This window comes from Tardiphaga sp. 709, from assembly GCF_032401055.1.
In the GTDB taxonomy this organism is placed as follows: Bacteria; Pseudomonadota; Alphaproteobacteria; order Rhizobiales; family Xanthobacteraceae; genus Tardiphaga.
Map to the genome: position 1 here is coordinate 131,570 of NZ_CP135529.1, position 21,255 is coordinate 152,824.

The 21,255-nt window shown below is 62.2% G+C and carries 18 protein-coding genes, 1 pseudogene and 1 riboswitch; of the genes and pseudogenes, 16 read left to right on the plus strand and 3 right to left on the minus strand.

The genetic code is table 11. The annotated features are described in order from the left end of the window. The first annotated feature begins 153 nt into the window (after window positions 1-153). From argS to serS, 9 genes and pseudogenes are all read left to right on the plus strand, one after another. On the plus strand, window positions 154-1,947 hold the full coding sequence (gene argS / locus RSO67_RS00660; protein ID WP_315841917.1) for an arginine--tRNA ligase: 1,794 nt from the start codon (window positions 154-156) through the stop codon (window positions 1,945-1,947). A gap of 105 nt (window positions 1,948-2,052) precedes the next feature. After that, entirely contained in the window at window positions 2,053-3,543 is a 1,491-nt protein-coding gene (locus tag RSO67_RS00665; protein WP_315841918.1) for an SPOR domain-containing protein, read from the plus strand. A gap of 46 nt (window positions 3,544-3,589) precedes the next feature. After that, window positions 3,590-4,615: a beta-N-acetylhexosaminidase gene (gene nagZ, locus RSO67_RS00670; protein WP_315841919.1), complete on the plus strand. Its 1,026-nt coding sequence runs from the start codon at window positions 3,590-3,592 to the stop codon at window positions 4,613-4,615. Then, window positions 4,612-5,439 (plus strand): segregation and condensation protein A, encoded by an 828-nt coding sequence (locus RSO67_RS00675; RefSeq protein WP_089264484.1) that lies wholly within the window; start codon window positions 4,612-4,614, stop codon window positions 5,437-5,439. The genes nagZ and RSO67_RS00675 overlap by 4 nt, the downstream gene beginning before the upstream one ends. Before the next feature lie 21 nt (window positions 5,440-5,460). Then, entirely contained in the window at window positions 5,461-6,522 is a 1,062-nt protein-coding gene (scpB, locus tag RSO67_RS00680; RefSeq protein ID WP_315841921.1) for an SMC-Scp complex subunit ScpB, read from the plus strand. 141 nt (window positions 6,523-6,663) lie between these two features. Next, entirely contained in the window at window positions 6,664-6,903 is a 240-nt protein-coding gene (locus RSO67_RS00685; protein ID WP_068730798.1) for a twin-arginine translocase TatA/TatE family subunit, read from the plus strand. An 85-nt stretch (window positions 6,904-6,988) separates the two neighbouring features. Next, the gene (tatB, locus tag RSO67_RS00690; protein WP_315841922.1) at window positions 6,989-7,513 is read left to right on the plus strand and encodes a Sec-independent protein translocase protein TatB; all 525 of its coding nucleotides are present in this window, start codon (window positions 6,989-6,991) and stop codon (window positions 7,511-7,513) included. Further along, window positions 7,510-8,322: a twin-arginine translocase subunit TatC gene (gene tatC / locus RSO67_RS00695; protein WP_315841923.1), complete on the plus strand. Its 813-nt coding sequence runs from the start codon at window positions 7,510-7,512 to the stop codon at window positions 8,320-8,322. The genes tatB and tatC overlap by 4 nt, the downstream gene beginning before the upstream one ends. Window positions 8,323-8,413: 91 nt before the next feature. Then, window positions 8,414-9,719: pseudogene (gene serS, locus RSO67_RS00700) on the plus strand (serine--tRNA ligase). Window positions 9,720-9,740: 21 nt separating this feature from the next. Here the strand turns inward: serS and RSO67_RS00705 are convergent. Further along, window positions 9,741-10,244 carry a hypothetical protein gene (locus RSO67_RS00705; protein WP_315841924.1) on the minus strand — a complete coding sequence of 168 codons (504 nt, stop codon included), beginning with the start codon at window positions 10,242-10,244 and terminating at the stop codon, window positions 9,741-9,743. Between the two features lie 254 nt (window positions 10,245-10,498). On the opposite strand from RSO67_RS00705, the gene surE reads away from it, so the two are divergent. Next, a complete protein-coding gene (gene surE, locus RSO67_RS00710) occupies window positions 10,499-11,266 on the plus strand; it encodes a 5'/3'-nucleotidase SurE (protein WP_089264478.1) in 768 nt (255 codons plus the stop codon). A gap of 26 nt (window positions 11,267-11,292) precedes the next feature. On the opposite strand, the gene RSO67_RS00715 is transcribed toward surE, so the two are convergent. Beyond that, a complete protein-coding gene (locus RSO67_RS00715) occupies window positions 11,293-11,670 on the minus strand; it encodes a response regulator (RefSeq protein ID WP_089264477.1) in 378 nt (125 codons plus the stop codon). 291 nt (window positions 11,671-11,961) lie between these two features. Between RSO67_RS00715 and RSO67_RS00720 the strand changes: the two genes are divergently transcribed. From RSO67_RS00720 to metE, 3 genes are all read left to right on the plus strand, one after another. Beyond that, window positions 11,962-12,612 (plus strand): protein-L-isoaspartate(D-aspartate) O-methyltransferase, encoded by a 651-nt coding sequence (locus tag RSO67_RS00720; protein ID WP_315841925.1) that lies wholly within the window; start codon window positions 11,962-11,964, stop codon window positions 12,610-12,612. Between the two features lie 106 nt (window positions 12,613-12,718). Further along, complete coding sequence (locus RSO67_RS00725; protein ID WP_315841926.1) at window positions 12,719-14,110, plus strand: peptidoglycan DD-metalloendopeptidase family protein; 1,392 nt, start codon at window positions 12,719-12,721, stop codon at window positions 14,108-14,110. Between the two features lie 168 nt (window positions 14,111-14,278). Further along, a riboswitch (cobalamin riboswitch) is annotated at window positions 14,279-14,491 on the plus strand. 103 nt (window positions 14,492-14,594) lie between these two features. Beyond that, window positions 14,595-16,982: a 5-methyltetrahydropteroyltriglutamate--homocysteine S-methyltransferase gene (gene metE, locus RSO67_RS00730; RefSeq protein ID WP_315841927.1), complete on the plus strand. Its 2,388-nt coding sequence runs from the start codon at window positions 14,595-14,597 to the stop codon at window positions 16,980-16,982. 47 nt (window positions 16,983-17,029) lie between these two features. Here the strand turns inward: metE and RSO67_RS00735 are convergent, their stop codons facing one another. Beyond that, window positions 17,030-18,013: an ATP-binding protein gene (locus RSO67_RS00735; protein WP_315841928.1), complete on the minus strand. Its 984-nt coding sequence runs from the start codon at window positions 18,011-18,013 to the stop codon at window positions 17,030-17,032. Between the two features lie 194 nt (window positions 18,014-18,207). On the opposite strand from RSO67_RS00735, the gene yajC reads away from it, so the two are divergent. Genes yajC through secF form a run of 3 tightly spaced genes read left to right on the plus strand, consistent with a single transcriptional unit; the run spans window position 18,208 to window position 21,255 of the window. Continuing rightward, window positions 18,208-18,579, plus strand: coding sequence for a preprotein translocase subunit YajC (gene yajC, locus RSO67_RS00740; protein ID WP_093758697.1), 372 nt, complete (start codon window positions 18,208-18,210; stop codon window positions 18,577-18,579). 44 nt (window positions 18,580-18,623) lie between these two features. Further along, entirely contained in the window at window positions 18,624-20,222 is a 1,599-nt protein-coding gene (secD, locus tag RSO67_RS00745; RefSeq protein WP_231080757.1) for a protein translocase subunit SecD, read from the plus strand. Window positions 20,223-20,253: 31 nt separating this feature from the next. Further along, the gene (secF, locus tag RSO67_RS00750; protein ID WP_170849718.1) at window positions 20,254-21,255 is read left to right on the plus strand and encodes a protein translocase subunit SecF; all 1,002 of its coding nucleotides are present in this window, start codon (window positions 20,254-20,256) and stop codon (window positions 21,253-21,255) included.

Consider the following 21,255-nt stretch of genomic DNA (forward strand, 5'->3'; position numbering starts at 1 on the left):
GCCTTTCAGGGCTTAAATATTTGTAATTTCCGTTGCCTTGCATTTGCTTGGATTCAAACAAAATGCAGCGGAACGCAAACCAAACCGCTATCCATCCTCCTGATACAAATCCAGCCGGAATGATCCGGCGCAAGTTCTGGTTCCCGTACCGCCATGGCCACCACCGCTCCGTCCCCGCATCTGTTTGCCAACGTGCTCGCGCGCGTTCATGCGATTTGTAACGCCCTCGTCGGTGAACGCGTGCTGCCGGCCGGCATCGATCTGTCGCGCGTCGTCGTCGAGCCGACCAAGGATGCGTCCCATGGCGACATGGCGAGCAATGCCGCGATGGTGTTGGCGAAGGAGGCGAAAGCCAAGCCGCGAGATCTGGCTGACGCTATCGCTGCGAAGCTGCGCGAAGACGATCTGGTGACGTCAGTGGATGTCGCCGGACCCGGCTTCATCAATCTCACGCTGAAGTCGTCCGCCTGGGCCGATGCGCTACGCGCGGTGTTGCGCGACGGTGCCTCGTATGGCCGGAGCGCTGTCGGCGCCGCGGAGAAGGTCAATGTCGAATACGTGTCGGCCAATCCGACGGGACCGATGCATGTTGGCCATTGCCGCGGCGCCGTGTTTGGCGATGCGCTGGCGAGTCTGCTCGATTGCGCCGGTTATGACGTCACCCGCGAATACTACATCAACGACGCGGGCGCACAGGTCGACGTGCTCGCGCGCTCGGCACATCTGCGCTACCGCGAGGCGCTAGGCGAAGCCATCGGTGACATTCCGGAAGGCCTGTATCCCGGCGACTATTTGATGCCAGTGGGGCAGGCACTCGCGGCTGAGCACGGCGCTGCGCTGAATCAGATGCCCGAGGACAAGTGGCTGCCGATCACGCGCGCCAAAGCCATTTCCATGATGATGGAGATGATCAAGGGCGATCTCGCCGCGCTGAACATCTCCCACGAAGTGTTCTTCTCCGAGCGCTCGCTGATCGCAGGCAGCACCGATATGGTCGGCGCGACCATCGATTTCCTGCGCGCCAAGGGCGACGTCTATGAGGGCCGGTTGCCACCGCCGAAGGGCAAGCCGATCGACGACTACGAAGACCGCGAGCAGACCCTGTTCCGCGCCACGGCCTATGGCGACGATGTCGACCGTCCGCTGCTGAAGTCGGATGGCGGCTACACGTATTTTGCGTCCGATATCGCCTATCACAAGACCAAGTTCGACCGCGGCTTCCTCAACATGGTCGACGTCTGGGGCGCCGATCACGGCGGCTACATCAAGCGTGTGCAGGCGGCGATCAAGGCGGTGACGGCAGGGAAGGCCGAGCTCGACGTCAAGATCGTGCAGCTTGTGAAGCTGCTGCGCAACGGCGAGCCGGTGAAGATGTCGAAGCGCTCCGGCGATTTTGTTACCTTGCGCGAAGTGGTCGACGAGGTCGGCTCCGACGCAGTGCGCTTTATGATGCTGTTCCGCAAGAACGACGCGGTGCTCGATTTTGACCTCGCCAAGGTGATCGAGCAGTCCAAGGACAATCCGGTTTTCTATGTCCAGTACGGGCATGCCCGCGGCCATTCGATCTTCCGCAATGCGCGGGAGATGCTGGCCGACCTGCCTCTGGAAACCGAGCCGCGCATTGCCTATCTGAAAGACGCGGTGATGGAGCGGCTCGACGATATCGCCGAACTGGGCCTGATGCGGCAGTTAGCATTGTACCCACGGATGATAGAATCTGCGGCCACAGCGCACGAGCCGCACCGCATCGCTTTCTATCTGTATGATCTCGCCAGCGAATTTCATGCGCTCTGGACGCGCGGACGCGATATGCCTCATTTACGCTTCATTATCACTAATGATGCAGAACTTACTAAAGCGCGATTGGCACTCGTCCAGAGCGTCGTCTCAGTCCTGGCTTCGGGCCTCGCCGTTCTCGGCGTCACCGCACCGGACGAGATGCGGTAGACAGGGGACGGCCGCTCACATGGGGATCTGTGGGTGGTTCTTGATAGCAGCTGTTTCGTTTGAAAAGCGGGTTGGCGGCTTTCCCGAAGGGGATGCGACATCACAATGGCTAATCGATACCAGAACCGACCTTTCCCAGCGGATGACGATTACGGCCGCGACGCTCAATCGCGGACGAAGGGCGAGGGCGATCCGCTCGCCGAGCTCGCGCGGCTGATCGGGCAGACCGACCCGTTCGCGAGCAACGGCCGCCCGGCGCCCGCGCCGCGCCAGGCTGAACCGGCCTATCAGGACGAGCCGGAATATCAGGAAGAACCCGCGCAGCCCGGCCCGCCGCCGTGGATGCAGCGTGCGGCAGCCCATGAGCCGCAGCAGCAGGAATTCGAGAATCTTCATCCGGTGCAGCGTTACGGCGCTCAGCATCAGGAGCCGCAGCATCTGCAGCCGGAGGCCGATTATCATCAGGCGCCGGCATTTGCCGCGCATACGGATCATCAGGCGCAGGATTATCAGGGCCAGTACGACCAGGCTCACGTGCCGCATGATCCCAATCGTTATGACGATGCGCTGTATGGCCACGCCGATGGCGCACGGGCCCAGCATCCGCACGACGATCAGTACCAGGACGATCCTTACGCCTATCAGGACGGCTATGCCGAGCAGGAAGAGGCGCCGAAGCGTCGCGGTGGCATGGCGACCGTCGCCATCGTGCTGGCGCTGGCCGTAGTGGGTACCGGGGCTGCCTTCGGCTATCGGACGTTTATGGGATCCGCGCGCACCGGCGAACCGCCGGTGATCAAGGCCGAGCCCGGTCCGAACAAGATCGTCCCGCCGTCGGCGACAGCCGCGGCCGACGGCAAGCCCATCCAGGATCGTCTTGGCGGCGCAGCCCCCGAGCGGCTGGTGTCGCGCGAAGAGCAGCCCGTCAACGTGCAGGACGCCACCAAGGCTGGTCCGCGCGTGGTGTTCCCGCCGCTGAACCAGAACGCTAACCCGCCATCGACGGCCAGCGTGTCGCCATCCAACAAGCCGATGGTGGGCAATGGCGCGATGCAGGGCGGCGATGAGCCTCGCAAGATCCGTACATTTGCCGTCAAGGGTGACCAGTCCGACGCCGGGGCCACACCGGCTGCGCGACAGGCGCCGGCCCGCATCGCCGCTCCGGCAGCGGTTCCTGCAGCCGCGCCCGCTGCGGCACCGCGCGCGACCAATGCCAACGCATCGGCCAATGCCCCGATGTCGCTGTCGCCGCAGGCCGCGCCTCCGGCTGCAGCCGCTCCTCCGGCGCCCTCACCACGTATGGCTTCGACCAACCCGACCCAGCAGGCGGCCCCGGTCGCCTCCGGCGGCGGCTATGTGGTCCAGGTATCGTCCCAGCGGTCGGAGGGCGATGCCCAGGCGTCGTTCCGCGCCCTGCAGACCAAGTTCCCCTCGGTACTGGGATCGCGAGCTCCGCTGATCAAGAAGGCCGACCTTGGCGACAAGGGGACCTATTATCGGGCCATGGTCGGACCGTTCAGTTCGCAGGACGAGGCCTCGCAGGTCTGCGGGAACCTGAAATCTGCCGGCGGACAGTGCGTCGTCCAAAGGAATTAACGGCCGTTTCCTTGACCCTGGGCGTTGATGGGGGCTAATCGGCCCCATGAGCACACGCGCATTCATCACCGGTGTATCTGGTCTGGAATTGACCGCTGAAGAGCGCGCATTTCTGCGTGCGGAACGGCCGTGGGGCTTCATTCTCTTCAAGCGTAATGTTGATAATCCTGCCCAAGTTACTCGACTTGTGGAGGAATTGCGCGGCGCGACCGGTGATCTGGATGCGCCGGTCCTGATCGATCAGGAAGGCGGCCGTGTGCAGCGTTTGGGGCCGCCGCATTGGCCGGTCTATCCGCCTGGCGCAGTGTTCAGTGTTCTCTACGATGCCGAGCCGGAAGCGGGCCTCAGGGCGGCCTGGCTCAGCTCACGGCTCATTGCGAGTGATCTTGTGGATCTCGGCATCACCGTTGATTGCCTGCCGCTGGCAGACGTCCCCGTGGAGGGCGCTGATGCCGTGATCGGCAATCGCGCCTACGGCACCGAGCCCCGCAAGGTCGCGATTATTGCCCGCGCCGTGACCGATGGTCTGTCGCAAGGTGGCATTCTACCGGTCCTCAAACACATTCCCGGCCATGGTCGGGCTACGGCCGACACCCATTTCAAATTGCCGATCGTAGATAACGCGAAGAGTGAGCTCGAAGCCTCTGATTTCGAGGCATTTCGTCCACTGGCCGATTTGCCGATGGCGATGACTGCACATGTTGTGTTTAGCGCTCTGGATGCCACCCAACCGGCCACGACTTCTGCGACAATCATCGAACAGGTGATTCGCGGCAGTATCGGGTTCCAGGGTTTGTTGATGAGTGATGACGTGTCCATGAATGCTCTGGCGGGATCGATCGCGGAACGCACGCGGGCGATCGTCAACGCCGGGTGCGACATGGTCCTGCATTGCAACGGCAAGCTGGACGAGATGCGTGACGTCGTCAGCGAAACCCCGGTTCTCACCGGGAAGGCGCTGGAGCGCGCCAGGGCGGCCGTCGCCGCCCGCCGTCAGCCGCAGCCGTTCGACCGCGCCGCCGGACGCGCGGAACTGGACGCCTTGATCGCTCGAGCAGGAGCAAGTGCATGAGCGCTGAGATTTTGTCGTTTGAGACCGGACTGCCGGCTGAGGTCGTTCCCGACGACGAGCCGGCGCTGGTCGTCGACGTCGAAGGCTACGAAGGCCCGCTCGACCTGTTGCTTGCGCTCGCACGTCAGCAGAAGGTTGACCTGCACAAAATTTCGATTCTCGCGCTGGCCGACCAGTATCTGCTGTTCATCGAAGCCGCGCGGAAGATCCGTCTGGAACTGGCTGCCGACTATCTGGTGATGGCGGCGTGGCTGGCGTTCCTGAAGTCGCGCCTGCTGCTGCCGGATACGACGGTGCCGGGCGAAGGCCCGAGCGCCGAGGATATGGCGACCGCGCTGGCCAACCGGCTGCGCCGCCTCGAAGCCATCCGCGAAGCCTCGAACAGGCTGATGACCCGGCCGCAGCTCAACCGCGACATCTTTCCGCGCGGCGTTCCTGAGTCGATCGCCGAGGTGAAGCATCCGCGCTTTACGGCGACGCTTTACGACCTGCTGTCGGCCTATGCGACCCAGCGCCAGGCTCGCGTGCTGACGCGCGTCCATCTCGCCAAGCGCACCGTTTGGTCGCTGAGTGAAGCGCGCGCCTCGCTGGAACGGTTGGTCGGCATGGCAGAGGACTGGAGCCGTCTCGACGAATACCTGCTGGCCTATGTCGCCGACCCCGCGCAGCGCGCGACGGTGATGGCCTCGAGTTTTGCAGCTGCGCTTGAACTGGTCCGTGAGGGCACGCTCGACCTCAGCCAGAAAGAAGCATTCGCGCCTTTGTATTTCCGCAAGCACATCGCCCAGCCTGTGCAGGTGGAGCCGGAAGTTCCGGCCGAGTAAGTGGAAGAAGGAGATCCAGACATGGCAAGCCTCGCCGAGAAACGCATCGACGATGTCGAGGATCAGATCGTGCACACCGAGGGACAATCCGAGGTCCAGTCGGAGGCGCGCCCCGAAGAATTACGCCTGCTCGAAGCGCTGTTGTTCGCATCCACCGAGCCGCTCGACCAGTCCGCGCTGGCCAAGCGCATGCCGGATGGCGTCGATATCAAGGCGGCACTGGCGCAGTTGCAGGCCGATTACGCCATGCGCGGCGTCAATCTGGTTCGCGTCGCCAACAAGTGGACGTTCCGCACTGCCGGTGACCTGTCCTGGCTGATGACCCGCGAGACGACCGAAACCCGCAAGCTGTCGCGTGCGGCGATCGAAGTGCTCGCGATCGTCGCTTATCATCAGCCGGTGACGCGCGCCGAAATCGAAGACATTCGCGGCGTCATCACGTCCAAGGGGACACTCGACGTTCTGCTGGAAACCGGCTGGATCAAGCCACGTGGCCGTCGCAAGACGCCGGGCCGGCCGCTGACCTTCGGCACCACCGAAAGCTTCCTGTCGCAATTCAGCCTGGAGGCACTCGGCGATCTGCCCGGCCTCGAGGAATTGAAGGGCACCGGCCTCTTGGATTCGCGGCTGCCGTCCGGCTTTAGCGTTCCCAATCCGTCCGACGATCCGACGCTCCGCGAGGACGAAGATCCCCTGGAGGGCGGCGAACTGGAACTGGCGCTGTCAGCGCCCGATCCGGAATTCCCCGAATTGCAGCTCAAGGAGCCGGAGACCGGCACCGTCGAATTTGCTGGTGACGCGGAGGATTTTGCCGAGGCGAAGGCCGAATTCACCGAAACGGCCGATGTCGTGGAGCCAGTGAGCGAAGTTGCCGACGTCGCGGAACTCGAAACCGGTGATCTCGACGTGATCGAGGCAGAGACCGGAGCGGAAGCGGCCGAGGCCGCAGAGCCCGAGACCGCCGAACTCGACGACGATGAAGACGATTCGGACGACGAGCTTGACGAGGACGATCAGGACGAAGATGAGCCGGATGACGCTGAGCCGGACGCAACCGACCGGGACGACGACCGCAAGCATTGATCGCGGCATTAACGCTCGCGGCATTGCGCCGCGACATCCGCGATTCCACGAGGGTTAAGTCCTTGTTTTTGACACCCCCGCAGCCTACGTTCCGGTCAGATCAGGCCGGGCGACTGGCCGCGTGTTTGGAGGGTTAGCAGGATGGGTTCACTCAGCATTTGGCACTGGATCGTCGTGATCGGAGTGGTCCTGCTGTTGTTCGGGCGCGGCAAGATTTCCGACCTGATGGGCGACGTTGCGCAGGGTATCAAGGCCTTCAAGAAGGGCATGGCGGACGACGACAAGCCGGCAGACAAGCCGACCGAGCCGGTCCGCACCATCGACCAGACCCCGCCGGCGCCGACCGCCAACCGTACGGACGTCGGCAGCAAGGTTGTCTGAGGTTCCGAAGGGATTGTCCTGAGGGATCGTGGCGGCCATTGAAGGAGACGCGGGCTTGTCCAGCCCCGCGTGAGCGGATTTTTTCATGTTCGATATCGGGTGGAGTGAACTGGTCGTCATCGCGGTCGTCGCGCTGATCGCCATCGGCCCGAAGGAATTGCCCGGCGTGCTGCGCATGGTCGGGCAGTGGATGGGCAAGGCCCGCAAGATGGCCTCGGAATTCCAGGGCCAGTTCAACGAGGCGATGCGCGAAGCCGAAATGGCCGACGTCAAGAAGGCTTTCGACGACGTTAAGGACGCCGCCTCCGGCTTCACCACCAATAATATCATGACCTCGCTGACCAAGGACGTCAGCGACGCCATGGCCATCGACAAGGCCGACAATCTCGATACGCCTCCGGCCGTGCCCACCACGCCTGAGCTGCCGACACCGGAGACCTTCGTTGAGGCCGAAACGCATGCGCAGGAAACTGCCGCGGTCAACGAGCCACTGGCCATTACCCGGGAAGTTCAGCCGTCGCCAGTCGAAACCCACGCTGCCGCCAATGATGGCGCAACAGCGCCCGACGCGGCCAGTCCCGACGTTCTGAAGGACGCCAAAGCGTCATGAGTGCCGAAGATATCGAAGCCTCCAAGGCTCCCTTGATGGATCACCTGATCGAGCTGCGGTCGCGGCTGATCAAGGCGCTGCTCGCATTCGCGGTGGCCTTCATCTTCTGCTTCTTCTTCGCCAAGCAGATCTACAACGTGCTGGTCTGGCCGTTCGTCTGGGTCGCCGGCCCCGAGAACTCGAAATTCATCTACACGGCACTGCTGGAATACTTCCTGACCCAGCTCAAGCTCGCGATGTTCGGCGCCGGCTTCATCTCGTTTCCGGTGATTGCCGCGCAGATCTACATGTTCGTGGCGCCTGGCCTCTACAAGCACGAGAAGGGCGCGTTCCTGCCGTATCTGATCGCGACGCCGATCTTTTTCGCGCTGGGCTCGCTGCTGGTCTATTTCCTCGTGCTCCCGATGCTGATCCGGTTCTCGCTGGGCATGCAGCAGGCCGGCGGTGCCGAGACCGCGCAGATCGCGTTGCTGCCCAAAGTCGGCGAATATCTCTCGCTGATGATGTCGCTGATCTTCGCCTTCGGCATCGCCTTCCAGTTGCCGGTGATCCTGACACTGCTCGGCCGCATCGGCATCCTGACCTCGAAGCAGCTGCGCGAGAAGCGTCGTTACTTCATCGTCATCGCTTTCGTCATCGCCGCCGTGCTGACGCCGCCTGACGTGATCAGCCAGGCTTCCCTCGCGATTCCGCTGCTGATCCTCTACGAAGGTTCGATCATCGCCGTCAGCATGGTCGAGAAGAATGCCGCCAAGGCGGCTGCAGCCAAGGCTGCGGAGACCGGCACGGATGTGACGCCGGCGGAGTAGGGTTGTTTCCAAACCCTGTGCCGGCCCATTTGATGTTCCAAATGTCAGCTATTCAGGGTACTCAGAGCCGCTTTCGCTCAGGAATCCCGTCATGCACGACATCAAATCGATCCGCGACAATCCCGAAGCTTTCGACGCTGCGCTGAAGCGGCGGGGACTGGCGCCGCTGTCGGCATCGCTGCTGGCAATCGATGAGAGCCGCCGCACTTCGATCCTGGCGTCCGAGCAGGCACAGGCCCGGCGCAATGCGGCCTCGAAGGAAATCGGCGAGGCCAAGAAGACCAAGGACGAGGCGCGCGCCAATGCGCTGATGGCCGAGGTCACCGAGCTCAAGACCACGATGCCGGCCATGGAGGCCGCGGTGAAGGACGCCGAGGATAAGCTCAAGGTCGCGCTTGCCGAAATCCCGAACCTGCCGCTCGACGAAGTGCCTGATGGTGTCGACGAACACGGCAATGTGGAGCGCCATCACTTCGGTGCCAAACGCAACTACGCCTTTTCGCCGAAGGCGCATTACGACATCGGCGAAGCCATGGGCTTTATGGATTTCGAGGCGGCGGCCAAACTGTCGGGGGCGCGCTTCGTCGTATTGAAAAAGGGGCTCGCGCGGCTCGAGCGTGCCATCGGGCAGTTCATGCTCGATCTGCATACGAATGAGCATGGCTACACGGAAGTGAACCCACCGCTCTTGGTTCGCGACGATGCGATGTTTGGCACTGCGCAGCTTCCGAAGTTTCGCGATGATCAATTCGCCGCCGGTGCGATCGGCAATGAGGGACAGGGCTATTGGCTCATCCCCACCGCCGAAGTCCCACTCACCAATCTCGTGCGCGAGATCCATCGTCGACGAAAAGGAGCTGCCGCTGCGGATGACGGCGCTGACGCCGTGCTTCCGCGCCGAGGCTGGCGCTGCCGGCCGCGATACGCGTGGCATGATCCGCCAGCACCAGTTCACCAAGGTCGAACTGGTTTCGATCACCACGCCTGAGGAAAGCAAGAACGAGCATGAGCGCATGCTGTCCTGCGCCGAGGAAGTGCTACGCCGGCTTGGCCTGCATTACCGCGTGATGACGCTGTGCACCGGTGATATGGGCTTCGCTGCGCAGAAGACCTACGACATCGAGGTCTGGATGCCGGGCCAGGGCGAGGGCGGCGCTTATCGCGAGATCTCATCCTGCTCGGTCTGCGGCGATTTCCAGGCGCGACGCATGGATGCGCGCTCGCGCGGGCCGGACGGCAAGCCGCGCTTCGTGCACACGCTGAACGGGTCGGGCACGGCTGTCGGCCGCGCGCTGATCGCCGTGATGGAAAACTATCAGCAGGAAGACGGCTCGATTGCCGTGCCGGATGTGCTGCAGCCCTATATGGGCGGGCTCAAGGTGGTTCAGGCCGGCTAGGCGTCGTCGCTTGCCAGCTGCTCAGGCGCGGCTGGCTGTGACTAGCGCGCATTTGGCTTTTTCGGCTTTTATGTTGACAAAGCCCATATGCGTCATCGGAAACGCTTTGCGGCTTTTCGTGCTGACGGTCTCCGCGATGACGCGGCGACGCTCCGTCACATAACGCCCATCCCTGCTGCGGAAGGCGCAAGCGATTTCGAGATCCTTGACCGGATAGTCGTTGGCGTTGCGCACGGTGAACGTCATCAGCGCCCTGGAACCGAGGCCACCGCGGCGAAACGATTGGCGGGAGAGGCTGAGACGGTTGAGCTCGGCGGCGTCGGGGACACTGACGAGTTGTGAAGGAGTGGGTTTGGCAAAGTCCTCCTCACTCAGCTCGTCGGGCATTGTCGCCATCACCGCCGTATTGAGGGTGAGATCGGGCTTGGTCTCGGCCAATCTGGGAAGCAGCAGCCACCCCGTCAGGGCGACAACCGCGATCGCCGGCAATCCGATGATCAACACCCGTTCGAGCTGTCTCGCCATCTCCGTCGCCCTGTGGGGCGCTGCGACCAAGGCCATCCGGGTCGAGCGCGCATGCTTCAGACGCAACTGGCACTCACCTACCTAAGTTAAAAATCCCGGCGACGTCGAAATGTTCCGGCTCGCGGGAAAAATCGCCTTCGAGACAGCCCGGTAGCGCACAAGCCGCGCCCAAAATGGGGGTGGCAAAAGCGGGCACATGCTGGCAAAAACCGGTGCCGGCCAGCGGCCCTCCCGATCGAAAAGGCACCTCACGAATGCGCATTCTCTGCACCAATGACGACGGCATTCACGCCCCTGGCCTGAAGATCATCGAGCAGATCGCCAAGGAATTGTCCGACGACGTCTGGGTGGTCGCGCCCGAGCTCGATCAATCCGGTGTGTCGCATTCATTGTCGCTGAATGATCCGCTGCGCCTGCGCGAAGTCGGCCCCCGGCATTATGCCGTGCGCGGCACGCCGACCGACTGCGTCATCATGGGCGCGCGTCATATCCTGAAAGACAAGCAGCCAGATCTCGTATTGTCCGGCGTCAACAAGGGCCGCAACGTCGCCGAGGACGTGGTCTATTCCGGTACCATCGCCGGTGCGCTCGAGGGCACCATTCTCGGCATTCCGTCGGTGGCGCTGAGCCAGGAATTCTCGATGGAAACGCGTCACAATCCGCAATGGGAGACCGCGCTGAAATTCGGACCTGACGTACTGCGTAAGGTCATCAAGGCGAGCGTGCCGAAGAACACCGTCATCAACGTCAACTTCCCGGCCTGCGCGGCCGACGAGGTGAAAGGTGTCGTCGTCACCCGGCAGGGCAAGCGCAATCAGGGCTTTCTGCGCGTCGATGAGCGGCGGGATGGCCGCAACAATCCGTATTTCTGGATCGGTTTCGAGCGCATCGTCGCCGCGGAAGCACCGCTGGAGGGCACCGATCTCGCAGCCCTTGCTGCGCGTTATGTCTCAGTTACGCCGCTGCGTCTCGATCGCACGGATGATGTATTCTCCGAAGCGCTGACCAAGGCGCTCGGCTGAGATTTCGAGATAGGCTAGGGGCTCGCTTAGACCGCGACGCCCTTGAGCGTCGTCGACAGCACCTGCGCCAGCGTTTCCATCTGGAACGGCTTCTGCAGCGTCGGGCGGTCACGAAATTCTTCCGGCAGGCCTTGCGCGCCGTAGCCAGTCGCGAAGATGAACGGGCGGTTGCGCGATGCGATCACCTCGGCGACCGGTGAAATCACCTTGCCGTTGACGTTGACGTCGAGGATCGCAATGTCGAACTTGGCAGTACCAGCCAGCTTGATCGCTTCGTTGATGTCACCGGCTTCGGCGGCCACGCTGTAGCCGAGTTCCTCAAGCATATCGGCGACCATCATGCGGATCATGACCTCGTCTTCGACCAGGAAGACGGAGCCGCCCGGCGGGTTCGTTGCAGTCATGGCCGGTTTCCTTGCCCCAATCCTCTGAACAAAATCGCAAATTCCCGGGTTGAACGCAATCTCGACGCATTGCCATTTTCGTGACCCAAAGACGCAGTCGCGTGTTCGGTACCAGATAGAGCAAGATCAGGATTTCAGCGCCCCGCCCATAACAGGCTGGTATGTTGCTGGTTCCGCGCGCGGAACAATAAAAGTTATCGTTAGGCTATCCCGGTTCCGATCGCAGAAATACATCAATCTATCTTTGCTAGATCGAGAGTGTTTCTAACCTGTGCTGCGTGAGGCATTTCCATGATTACCGTCGGACAGCCGCCTGAACAGATGACCTTTCAGCTTGGTCTGCGGCGCCGTGGGATCAGCGATCGGCTGGTGCTGCGCGCAATGGAGGATATTCCCCGTGATCGCTTCGTCGAGCCGAACGATCGTGCCCATGCCTGGCGGGATACGGCCTTGGCCATCGCCTGTGGCCAAACCATCAGCCAGCCCTTCGTGGTCGCCTATATGACCGAACAGCTGCAGTTGAATGCTGGTCACCGTGTGCTCGAGGTCGGCACGGGATCGGGCTACCAGGCCGCGATCCTGTCAAAGCTCGTCCGCGACGTGCTGAGCATCGAGCGTTATCGCACGCTGGCCGATGCTGCCCGGACCCGGTTGGAGGCGCTCGGCCTCCACAATATCGAGGTCATGCTCGGCGATGGGCTCAATCCGGCTGCCAATCTCGGATCGTTCGACCGGATCATCGTGACCGCCGCTGTGGAGGAGGTGCCCGCGGCGCTGACCGACCGACTTGAGGAGGGGGGTATTCTGCTTGCGCCGGTTGGTCCTCACAATGGCGTCCAGACCCTGGTCCGGATCCGCAAAACCGGGGATGGATTGGAGCGAAAGGACCTCGTGGACGTGCGTTTTGTGCCAGCACTTCCGGGCATCGCGCGCGAACTCTGAAAAAGTTCGTGAACGGCTGTCACGTGTTGGTCGCAAGGTTAAAGGCTTGGTAACGGAGACGGTGTTTACTCAATTCAGTTGTTTGTTGCGTATGAGTGAGTAACCAATGTCCAGCGTTGTCGAGTTGCTTTACTCGCGCCGCGCTCCGCAGGTCGCGGTGCTGGCGCTGATGTCTATCGGTTTTGCCGGCTGCAGCGCCGACATGCAGACACGCCTATCTCAGAATCCAAATTTTGACTCAGGTCAGTCCCGTGGCTTTGGCTGGCAAGGCGAAACCACCGGCTCGGTGCCGCAGCGCGCACCACGCGCGCCGGTCGAGCGCCAGGAACTGCCGCAGTATCAGCGCCCGGCCTATAATCCGCAGCCGCAGTATCAATCCCAGGCTTTGCCGCCGCCGATCTCGGCGCCGACATCTCGTCCGGTTGCGTCGGCTGCACCCGTCAGCGGGGGCGGCAACGGTATGTATACGCCGCCGCCCGCACGTGCGCCGATCGAAACCACCGGCTCCACGGCGCCGCGCTCGGTTGCAGCGACCAACGGCCTTGCCCGTGATGGCGGCACCTCGATCATCGTCGGCACCAGCGATACGCTCGACGGTCTGGCGAAGCGCTACAACGTCTCGTCGGCCGCGATCCTGCAGGCCAATGGCTACAAGGGTCCCCGCGCGCTGTCGCCCGGCCAGTCGCTGATCATTCCGCGCCAGGGCGCTGCGGCAACTCCGGCCGTTGCTGCTGCTCCGAACAAACCTGCTGTCGGCGCGTCGACCACGCATTTTGTCAATCGCGGTGATACGCTGATGAGCATCTCGCGCCGGAACAACGTGTCGGTGGCCGAACTCGCACGCGCCAATGGTCTGGCGCCGACTGCCCAGTTGAAGCTCGGCTCCAAGATTACGATACCGGGGGCGCGTACGGCTTCTGCGGCTCCCGCGGCCGCGCCGCTTGCTGCGCCCGTCGCAGCCGTGACGGCCGCCCCGGTTGGCGCGGTTACGTCCGCTGCCGTGGCCCGTGTTGCTTCTGCCGAGCCCGCACAGAAGGCCCGTCTGGCAAGTGCCACGACGACGCCTGAAGAAACCGCGCCGGAATCGCCGACTAAAGCCGCTGACGCAACCGGCGCTTTGCCGACGTTCCGTTGGCCGGTGCGCGGCCGCGTGGTCACAGGCTATGGCGCCAAGACCAATGGCAAGTCCAACGACGGCATCAACGTCGCCGTGCCGGAAGGCACGCCGATCAAGGCTGCCGAAGATGGCGTCGTTGCCTATTCCGGCAACGAGCTGAAGGGTTACGGCAATCTGGTCCTCGTTCGTCACTCCAACGGCTACGTCACCGCATATGCCCATGCGAGTGAGCTGATGGTGAAGCGTGGCGAGACCATCAAGCGCGGTCAGGTGATCGGCAAGTCCGGCCAGTCTGGTGAGGTTACTTCGCCGCAGCTTCACTTCGAGATCCGCAAGGGCTCGTCGCCGGTCGATCCGCTGCAGTTCCTCAACGGGGCGTAAGCGCAATCCACGAAGTGTAGTTCGCATTTAAGCAAGCCCGGCCTCGTGCCGGGCTTGCTGCGTTTGATCTCGGGGCTACGGCCCACTCCAGCTCCGGAGTCTTCAACGCGCTGCTGCGAGTGGGCAGCTTGCGCACGCAAGCTCGGTTGACTGCCGCGCGATGTTGCCCATATGTGGACATGTCGTGGTTCTTCGGGAAGGTTTGCCCGAAGCTAAGAGGGAAGCCGGTGAGGCGTTAAGCCAAGGCCGGAGCTGCCCCCGCAACTGTAAGCGGTGAGCCGCTGTCCATTAAAGTCACTGAGACCTGCAAAGGTTTTGGGAAGGCCGGACAGCAGCATTGACCCGCGAGCCAGGAGACCTGCCTCGACAACATAAACGTCCTCGGGCGGGGTGTCCCGGTGGTGCGGTTGCGATTCCGCGACTGCCGTCGTGGAATCCAGACGTGTCACTTTGGCCTTTTGCCCCCAATCATTGGGGTTAAGCCATGTCTACTGTGTCAAAGTCTACTTCTTCCAAGTCTTCTGCCAAATCTACGTCCTCGCTTCCTGTTGCTACTTTGGGAACGCCACGGATCGGTCCGCGGCGTGAGCTCAAGATGGCGCTGGAAAGCTATTGGTCCGGTGCAATCGACGAGAATGCGCTGATCGATGTCGGCGTCGGGCTGCGTGCCGCAAACTGGGCACGTCAGAAGTCGCTCGGGATCACGGTTATGCCGTCGAACGACTTCTCATTCTACGATCAGGTACTCGATACCAGCGTCATGGTAGGCGCCATTCCGAAGGTCTATGGCTGGAAGGGAGGAGACGTTTCCTTCGCGACCTATTTTGCCATGGCGCGTGGATCACAAGGCGATGCGCATGACGAGGCCTGCACGCACGGCTCTCATACGCATGATACGTCGCAAGGCGTACCAGCACAGGAGATGACCAAATGGTTTGATACCAACTACCATTTCATGGTGCCTGAACTGGCGCAGGATCAGACCTTCAGTCTCGCATCGCGCAAGCCGATCAAGGAGTACGAGGAGGCGAGATCGCTGGGTTATCAGACACGACCTGTGCTGGTTGGGTCTGTGACCTATCTCAAACTGGCCAAGAGTATGGATGCTTCATTCGACCCGGTGACGCTGCTCGATCGATTGCTGCCCGTCTATGTCGAGGTACTCGGCGAACTGGCCGACAAAGGGGCCGAATGGGTGCAACTGGATGAGCCGTGTCTCGTGCTCGATCTCGATGCACTCGCCCGGCAAGCGCTGCAGCGGACCTACGCTGCCTTTGCAGAAGCGGTCCCGCAGCTCAGGATCATGCTAAACACTTACTTTGGCGAACTTGGCGATAACCTCGATCTGGCCCTGTCGCTTCCCGTCGCCGGACTTCATCTCGATCTGGTCCGTGGATCGGACCAGTTCGATGAAGTCGCTGCGAAGGCGCGGAAGGACATGATCCTCTCGCTCGGCGTGATCGATGGCCGCAATATCTGGCGGTCCGATCTGTCCAGCCTGCTTGATGGGCTGGAGCCCATGGTCGATCTGCTAGGGCGGGATCGCGTGGAACTCGCGCCGTCCTGTTCGCTGCTGCATGTGCCGATTGATCTGGGCCTTGAGAATGATCTCGATCCGGACGTCAAAAGTTGGCTGGCTTTCTCGGTCCAGAAGATGGAGGAGTTGGCCGCGCTCGGATCGGCGCTGGCTGGCAGCCGCGCGGATGTCGCTGCAACGCTTGCCGCGTCGGATGCCGCGGCGGCTGCGCGATTGGCATCGTCGAAGATCCACGATCTTGCTGTCGCCAAGCGTGTCGCCGCTGTTGATGCGACCATGCGACGTCGCGGCAATGACTTTGCCACACGTGCGGCCGATCAGCATCGACGCTTCAAGCTGCCGGCATTCCCGACAACGACCATCGGCTCGTTTCCGCAGACCACGGAAGTGAGAAACGCACGCGGAGCCCATGTCAGGGGTACACTCAGCGATGCCGCCTACAAGACGTTCCTGCAGAACCAGACGGCGAGGGCGGTTCGCTGGCAGGAGAATATCGGTCTCGACGTGCTGGTGCATGGCGAGTTCGAGCGCAACGACATGGTGCAGTATTTTGGCGAGCAACTTTCCGGCTTCGCCTTCACCAAGCATGGCTGGGTGCAGTCCTATGGCTCCCGCTATGTGCGGCCTCCCGTGCTGTTCGGAGACGTGTCCCGGCCGCATCCGATGACCGTCGAATGGTGGCAATATTCGCAGTCGCTCACCGAGAGGCCGATGAAGGCCATGCTGACGGGGCCCGTCACGATCCTGAACTGGTCGTTCGTGCGCGATGACATTCCCCGCGAAGTCGCGTGTCGCCAGATCGCACTCGCGATCCGCGATGAGGTGACGGATCTGGAGAAAGCTGGCGCCGGCATGATCCAGATCGACGAAGCGGCACTCCGCGAAGGGCTTCCGCTGCGCAAATCGGAATGGAAGTCCTATCTCGATTGGGCCGTGGAGAGCTTCCGCATCTGTTCGTCAGGCGTGCGGGATGACACGCAGATCCATACTCATATGTGTTACTCGGAGTTCAACGACATCATCGATGCGATCGGTGCCATGGATGCCGATGTGATCTCCATCGAAACGTCACGATCGAAGATGGAGCTGCTCGATGCGTTCAGGACCTACAAGTATCCGAACGAGATAGGTCCTGGGGTCTATGACATCCACTCGCCGCGGGTGCCTGAAACGCGCGACATGCTCGATCTGCTGAAGCTTGCACGGCAGCGGCTGGCGGACTCCCAGCTCTGGATCAATCCCGATTGCGGGCTGAAGACCCGGAAATGGGAGGAGGTGCGGCCTGCGCTCGTGAATATGGTCGCGGCAGCGCGTGAGTTGCGAAGCCTCGCCTAGGGCGAGTCGAATGCCGCCCCGTTGTCATGACGGGGCGGCATTTGCCTTTACTTTGTGGCGAGCTTCACGCCGAGACGGCCAGCGAGCTCCTGCACGAACTGCCAGGCCACGCGACCTGAGCGCGAGCCACGGGTGGTCGACCATTCCAATGCGTCTCGCTCCAGCTCGGCGGCGTCGGTCTTGAGGCCATAGTGGCTGCAATAGCCGCGCACCATGTCGAGATATTCGTCCTGGCTGCATTTGTGGAAGCCGAGCCAGAGGCCGAAACGATCCGACAGCGACACCTTCTCTTCGACCGCTTCGCCGGGATTGATGGCGGTCGAGCGTTCGTTCTCGATCATCTCGCGCGCCAGAAGATGGCGGCGGTTCGAGGTCGCATAGAGGATCACGTTGTCCGGCCGGCCTTCGATGCCGCCTTCCAATACGGCTTTCAGCGATTTGTAGGACGCATCGTTGCCGTCGAAAGAAAGATCATCGCAGAACACGATGAAATAAAAATCCGAGGCGCGGATCTGTTCCATCAGCGCCGGCAGGCTCTCGATGTCCTCGCGATGAATCTCGACCAGCTTGAGACGACCAGCGACGGACTTGCTGGCATTGACTGAGGCATGCGCGGCCTTGACCAGCGATGACTTGCCCATGCCGCGCGCGCCCCAGAGCAGCGCGTTGTTGGCCGGCAGGCCGTTGGCGAAGCGTCGGGTGTTCTCGATCAGGGTGTCGACCTGCTGGTTGATGCCCTGCAGCAGGCCGATATCGACCCTCGAGACCTTCGGCACCGGCGCAAGGCGGCCGTCGGGATGCCAGATAAAGGCTTCGGCGCTGCCCAGAGAATCAGCGTTGGACAACTTCGGCGCCGCCGCAGCCATGCCGGCGGCAATGGCCTCAAGGGCGAGCGCGATCCGCTCATCGATCTGGGCGGCGGCGGCTGGTCGCGGACGTTTTGCCGCGGTCGTGCGGACGGTCTTGGACGTGCGGGTCGCAGGGGCCTTTTTGGCAGGGCGGCGGCTTGTTTTATTGGGCTTTTTTGACATTTTTGACTTTCCTCGGCGCGCACCCATATCGAGCCCGGAACACATCCGCAAGCGGTACAAATCGCAGACAAATCAGAGGGTTTACCGGCGTTGCAATTGGGACGCCGGCCGCTATAGTCCGCGCGAATTTACCCAAACCGGCCGAACGCCGACGCGTCGCCGGTTTATTCCCCAGCGTTTACGAGGACTTCCCGATGTTCATTACCCCTGCGTTTGCCCAGGCTGCAGCCGGCGGCGACACCAACAGCATGCTGATGTCGCTGCTGCCTTTCGCGCTGATCTTCGTGATCATGTATTTCCTGATCCTGCGTCCGCAGCAGAAGAAGGTGAAGGACCACGCCGAGATGGTGAAGAACATCCGTCGTGGCGACACCATCGTCACCTCGGGCGGTTTGGTCGGCAAGGTCACCAAGGTGGTTGATGACGAGCAGGTTGAGTTCGAACTCGCCGAAGGCGTTCGCGTACGTCAGCTCCGCACGATGATCTCGGGCGTGCGCACCAAGGGTGAGCCCGCCAAGGAGAAGGCGGACAAGGCTGATGCCAAGGACGACGCGGCCGCGAGCTGATGCGTTTGCGCGTCGCCATTTCAAGAATCTGACGGATCATCTCGATGTTGTATTTCACGCGGTGGAAGGCGCTGGCGGTCATTCTGACGGCGCTCGTGGTCTGCCTGTGCGCGGTTCCGAATTTCTTCCCCGAAGCCACCGTGAAAACCTGGCCGAAATGGGCGCAGCGCCATCTGGTGCTGGGCCTCGACTTGCAGGGCGGCTCGCACATCCTGCTCGAAGTCGATGCCAATTCGGTCAAGAAGGACAAGCTCGATCAGGTGCGCGACGACGTCCGCCGCACGCTGCGTGATGCCAAGATCGTTTATACCGGTCTCGGCGTTCGCGGCGACAATGTCGAAGTCCGTATCACCAAGGACACCGAATATCAGACCGCGCTCAGCAAGCTGCGCGAACTGTCACAGCCGCTCGGCGGCCTGATGGGGCAAAGCGGCCAGCGCAGCTTGGAAGTCTCGGACGCAGGCAACGGCCTGATCCGTCTTTCGGTGCCGCCGGCAGCGATCAATGACCGCATCCGCCAGTCCGTCGAGCAATCGATCCAGATCGTCGAGCGCCGCGTCAACGAACTCGGCACCGTCGAACCGCTGATCCAGCGTCAGGGCCTCGATCGCATTCTGGTGCAGGTGCCGGGCCTACAGGACCCGACCCGCCTCAAGGAATTGCTGGGCAAGACCGCGAAGCTCGACTTCCGCATGGTCGACACCTCGCTCCCGGCCGAGCAGGCACAAGGCAGGGTGCCGCCGGACTCCGAACTCTTGATGAGCTCGCAATCTCCGAAGACGCCGTATCTCGTGAAGAAGGAAGTGCTGGTCTCGGGCGCTGACCTGACCGATGCGCAGCCGGGCTTCGATCAGCGCACCAACGAGCCGATCGTCTCGTTCCGTTTCAACACGTCCGGCGCGCGCAAGTTTGCCGATGCCACGGTGAAGAACGTCAATCTGCCCTTCGCCATTGTGCTCGACAACGAAGTGGTGTCGGCCCCGGTCATTCGCGAGCCGATCACCGGCGGCTCCGGCCAGATCTCCGGCAGCTTCACCGTGCAGGGCGCCAACGATCTGGCGATCCTGCTGCGTGCCGGCGCGCTGCCTGCGCCGCTCAGCATCATCGAGGAGCGTACCGTTGGCCCCGGTCTCGGCGCCGACTCGATCGCCAAGGGCGAGCTTGCGGCCTATGTCGGGTCGATCCTCGTTATCGTCTTCATGCTGCTGACCTACCGCCTGTTCGGCCTGTTCGCCAATATCGCGGTGACCATCAACGTTCTGATGATTTTCGGTATCCTGTCGCTGCTCAACGCCACGCTGACGCTGCCCGGCATCGCTGGCATCGTGCTGACGGTCGGCATCGCCGTGGACTCGAACGTGCTGATCTATGAGCGCATCCGCGAGGAGTTGCGCGCCGGCCGCACCGCCATTTCGGCGATCGATGCCGGCTTCAAGCGCGCGCTGGCGACCATTCTGGATTCCAACATCACGACCTTCATCGCCGCTGCGGTGCTGTTTTACATCGGCACCGGACCGGTCCGCGGCTTCGCCGTGACCTTTGGCATTGGCATCATCACAACGGTTTTCACGGCCTTCACCGTGACCCGTCTGATCGTCGCCGGCTGGGTCAGGTGGAAGCGGCCGACCAGCGTGCCGATTTGAGTTTACGGAGCAGATTTTGACAACGACACAAATGGTTCTGGCAGGTCTGGGCGCGCTGATCGTCATTCTGTCGATCGTGGCGATCTTCGATCTGTTGCCGTCGCTCCGCATCGTCCCCGACGATACGAAGTTCGATTTCACGCGCTTCCGCCGCATCTCGTTCCCGATCTCGGCGCTGCTGTCGATCCTCGCCATCGTGCTGTTCTTCACGCACGGACTGAATTTCGGCATCGACTTCAAGGGTGGCACGCTGCTCGAAGTCCAGGCCAAATCCGGTACGGCCGATATCAGCGCGATGCGCTCGACGCTCGCCGCCCTGCAACTCGGCGACGTGCAGCTGCAGCAGTTCGGCGGCGCGGCCGACGTGCTGATCCGTCTGGCCGAACAGCCGGGTGGCGATGCCGCGCAGCAGGCCGCCGTTCAGAAGGTTCGTGCAGCCCTCGGTGACAGCGTCGAATATCGCCGCGTCGAAGTGGTGGGTCCGCGCGTCTCCGGCGAATTGCTGGCTTACGGCATGCTCGGCCTGATCGTCGCGATCATGGGCATCCTGATCTATCTCTGGTTCCGCTTCGAATGGCAGTTCGCCCTGGGCGCCATGATCGCCAACGTCCACGATATCGTGCTGACGATCGGCTTCATGTCGATCACACAAGTCGACTTCGATCTCACCAGTATTGCGGCGCTGCTGACCATCCTCGGTTATTCGCTGAATGACACCGTGGTCATCTACGATCGTATTCGCGAGATTCTGCGTCGCTACAAGAAGATGCCGATGCCGGAGCTGCTGAACGAGTCGATCAATTCGACGCTGTCGCGTTCGATCATCACCCACGTCACCGTGACGCTGGCGCTGCTGGCGCTCTACGCGTTTGGCGGCCAGGCGATCCACTCCTTCACCGCCGTCATGATCTTCGGCGTCGTGCTGGTCGGCACCTACACCTCGATCTTCATCGCCGCGCCGCTGCTGATCTATCTCGGCGTCGGCGAACACCGCGAAGACGCCGACAAGCCCGCCGCGAAGCCGAAGCCCTGA